The organism is uncultured Sphingomonas sp., assembly GCF_946477935.1.
Taxonomy (GTDB): domain Bacteria; phylum Pseudomonadota; class Alphaproteobacteria; order Sphingomonadales; family Sphingomonadaceae; genus Sphingomonas.
On record NZ_CAMLAC010000320.1, the window covers coordinates 1 to 3,257 of the forward strand.

Sequence of the window (3,257 nt, forward strand, 5' to 3'; positions counted from 1 at the left end):
GTCTATGCCGGCGGCTTTGCCGCGGCGGAGGCCGAGTTCCTGATGCGGATCGGCACCGCGCCCGATCCCGCCCAGCGCCATTTCACCCGCGACGACGCGCGCGCGCTGGTCGATGCGGTTCATGTCGGCATCGAGATTGCCAGTTCGCCCTATCCAAACATCAACGCCGATGGCGCGCTGGTCACCATTTCCGACTTCGGCAACAACAACGGCCTCGTCATCGGCGCCGCGGTGCCCGACTGGCGCGATACCGACCTGCTGTGCTGGCCGGTCGAACTCTGGATCAACGACGAGCGTATCGGCGCGGCCATCGCCGCCGACATGCTGGACGGCCCGTTCGGCGCGGTCGCTTTTCTGGCCGAACACCTCGCCGCACGCGGTAAACCGCTACTTGTCGGACAATGGGTCTCGACAGGGGCGGTAACCGGTGTGCATCCTGTTGCGGTCGGCGACCGGGTGGAGGCACGCTTCGACGGCAGCTATCGCCTGGCCTGCACCATCACGGCGTCGACCTGACAAGGACGAATCAAGGGGAGAGGAAGGCATGGCCATCGACGTGACGCCGGAGGTCGCTGCTGCGGCCGGCCGGGTGGGCCGATATCGCTGGGGCATCTGCGCATTGCTGTTCGCGGCCACCGCGATCAACTATGTCGACCGCCAGATGATCGGTGTGCTGAAGCCGACCATCTCCGCCGAACTCGGCTGGTCGGAGACGACCTATGCCGATGTCATCTTCTGGTTCCAGGCCGCCTATGCGATCGGCTATCTCAGCTTCGGGCGGATCGTCGATCTGGTCGGCGCTCGGATCGGCTACACGGTCGCCTTCATCATCTGGACGCTCGGCCACACCCTGTGCGGCTTCGTCGGCAACGCCTTCCAGTTCTCGGTTGCGCGCTTCATCCTTGGGGTGGGCGAAAGCGGCAACTTCCCCGCCGGGCTGAAGGCGGTGTCCGAATGGTTTCCTGCACGCGAACGCGCCTTTGCCACCGGCGTGTTCAACGCCGGCGCCAATGTCGGCGCGATCATCACCCCGCTGATCGTGCCCGTCATCACCATCGCCTATGGCTGGCGCATGGCCTTCATCATCACCGGCGTGGTCAGCCTGGTGTGGCTGGTCGCATGGCTGGCGATGTATCGCCGCCCCCGCGAGCATGCCAAGCTGGGTGCGGCCGAGCTGGCGCTGATCGAATCCGATCCCGCCGATCCGGTCACGCCGATCTCCTGGGGCCGCCTGCTGCGCTACCGCGAGACCTGGGCCTTTGCGCTCGGCAAGTTCCTGATCGATCCCGTCTGGTGGCTGTTCCTGTTCTGGACGCCCGACTTCCTTGCCAAGACCTATGACCTCGACCTGCTCAGCTTCGGCCCGCCGCTGGTCGCGATCTACCTGATCTCGGATGCCGGCAGCGTGCTGGGCGGCTGGTCGTCGTCGCGCCTGATGAAGCGTGGCCTGTCGGCGAACGCCGCCCGCAAGCTGACCATGCTCGCCTGCGCCTTCCTCGTCATGCCGATCATGTTCGCGCAATATGCCAGCAACCTTTGGGTCGCGGTCGGCATCATCGGGCTGGCGACCGCCGCGCACCAGGCCTTTTCCGCGAACCTGCTGACGCTGCCGTCGGACATGTTCCCGCGTGCCGCGATCGGATCGGTCGTCGGCATCGGCGGGACGATGGGCGCCATCGGCGGCATGCTGATGTCCAAGTTCACCGGCTACATCCTTGAGACAACGGGCAGCTACACGCCGATCTTCGTGGTCGCCGGATCGGCCTATCTGATCGCGATCATCGTCATCCACCTGCTCAGCCCGCGCCTCGCCCGCGTCCAGGCCTGATCCTATCCGGGAGACTCCGTTGCTGCGTACCGCCTGTTCACTGCTCGCGCTGGGAACGGCGGCCGCCGCTCCGGTATCCGCACAGACGCTCACCTTCCGCCTCTCCGCCGACCAGAACCTGACCGCGGAGCAGGCGACCGGCGATCCCGTCCCCAATTTCCGCAGCGGCGTCAGCGTCGTGGGCGATGGCGCGATCGGCGGCGCGGCGCGCTGGCAGGATGACGGCTATGTCGCGTGGCGCGCCCCCGGCAACATCGCCGCGGCGCGCGGCACGCTGTCCTTCTTCTGGCGCGCCCGCGATCCGGTCGGCGAGGCGCCGTTCGTCATCTTTCGCGCCGGCTATGCCGATCACAGCAGTTGGGACATGGCGTTCCTGCGCATCGACTGGAACGGCCACGGCTTCGACGCCTTCGTCACCGATGCCAACCTTTCGCGAGTCCGCGTTTCGTGGGCCATGCCGCAGCGCCCCGACCCCGCGGCATGGCAGCATCTCGCCTTCACCTGGGACGAGGCCACCGGCGTTCGCCTGTATGTCGAGGGCCGCGAGGTTGCCCGCGCCGACATCCGCGCCGATCTCGACGCCGGGCTGGACCAGTTCGGTTTTGCCGCCCGCGTCATCGCGCCGCATCAGGTGCAGAGCCGCTACAATTTCATGCGCGGCTCCGATTTCGACGAACTGCGCATCTACGATGCCGCGCTGGACCCCACCGACATCGCCGCGCTGGCCACCAAAGGCGATCCCGTACCCGTCCCGAAATCGACGGGCACCCGCGCAGCCTGGCTCCACCGATATGGCTGGGACGCGGCAAAGCCCCCGCTGCTCACCGATCCCGTCACCCGCGTCCGCAAGGTCGAGTTCGCCGACGCCCGCGACCTGAAGCAATGGATGTGGAAGGGCGTCGACGGCATCGCCGAGACGACATGGCCCGGCGTCTACAACCGCTCCGCCCTGCCCGGCCGCCATGATTATTTCGAGCTGCCCGACTGGAACACCTATGTGGAGGGCGGCCGAACCTACGATCTCGCCATCCCACCGACCGAGCGGATCAACCGCATCGAGCTGCGCGGTGCCGCCTATGGCACGCTAGCGTTTTCCGTCGACGGGCAGAACTACTCCCCGCTCGCCGATCGCCCCAAAGGCGTGGTGCGCAGCGTCACCGCCATCGCGCCCCGACAGGGCGGCCGCCTGCGCTTCACCAACCGCATGGCCGAACAGCCGATTCAGGAACTCTGGGCCTATGACGTCACGCCCGGCGCCGTGCCGGCGGGCAGTTTCCAGCTCAGCTACACCGTCAACGCCGCCGCCGCCCCCACGCTGGCCGCGCTTGGCGAGCTGAACGCCTGGATCGCCGGCCGCTTCGCCCCCGAGGAACGCAGCACCGTCGTCGCGCTACCCAGCACCGGCATCAAGGCCGCGGTTGGCGCAGGC

3 protein-coding genes are annotated in these 3,257 nt (G+C 67.5%); all 3 read left to right on the forward strand.

The window, feature by feature from the left end:
- On the forward strand, positions 1–516 hold a 516-nt coding region (locus tag Q0U08_RS19230), incomplete at its 5' end, for a 2-keto-4-pentenoate hydratase (protein WP_298093367.1).
- 28 nt (positions 517–544) lie between these two features.
- A complete protein-coding gene (locus tag Q0U08_RS19235) occupies positions 545–1,828 on the forward strand; it encodes an MFS transporter (RefSeq protein ID WP_298093369.1) in 1,284 nt (427 codons plus the stop codon).
- 22 nt (positions 1,829–1,850) lie between these two features.
- On the forward strand, positions 1,851–3,257 hold a 1,407-nt coding region (locus tag Q0U08_RS19240), incomplete at its 3' end, for a LamG-like jellyroll fold domain-containing protein (RefSeq protein ID WP_367271166.1).

What these genes read in the sequence shown, in the direction of transcription:
- Q0U08_RS19235 (WP_298093369.1), top strand. Translation starts at nt 545, where the DNA reads ATGGCCATCGACGTGACGCCGGAGGTCGCTGCTGCGGCCGGCCGGGTG.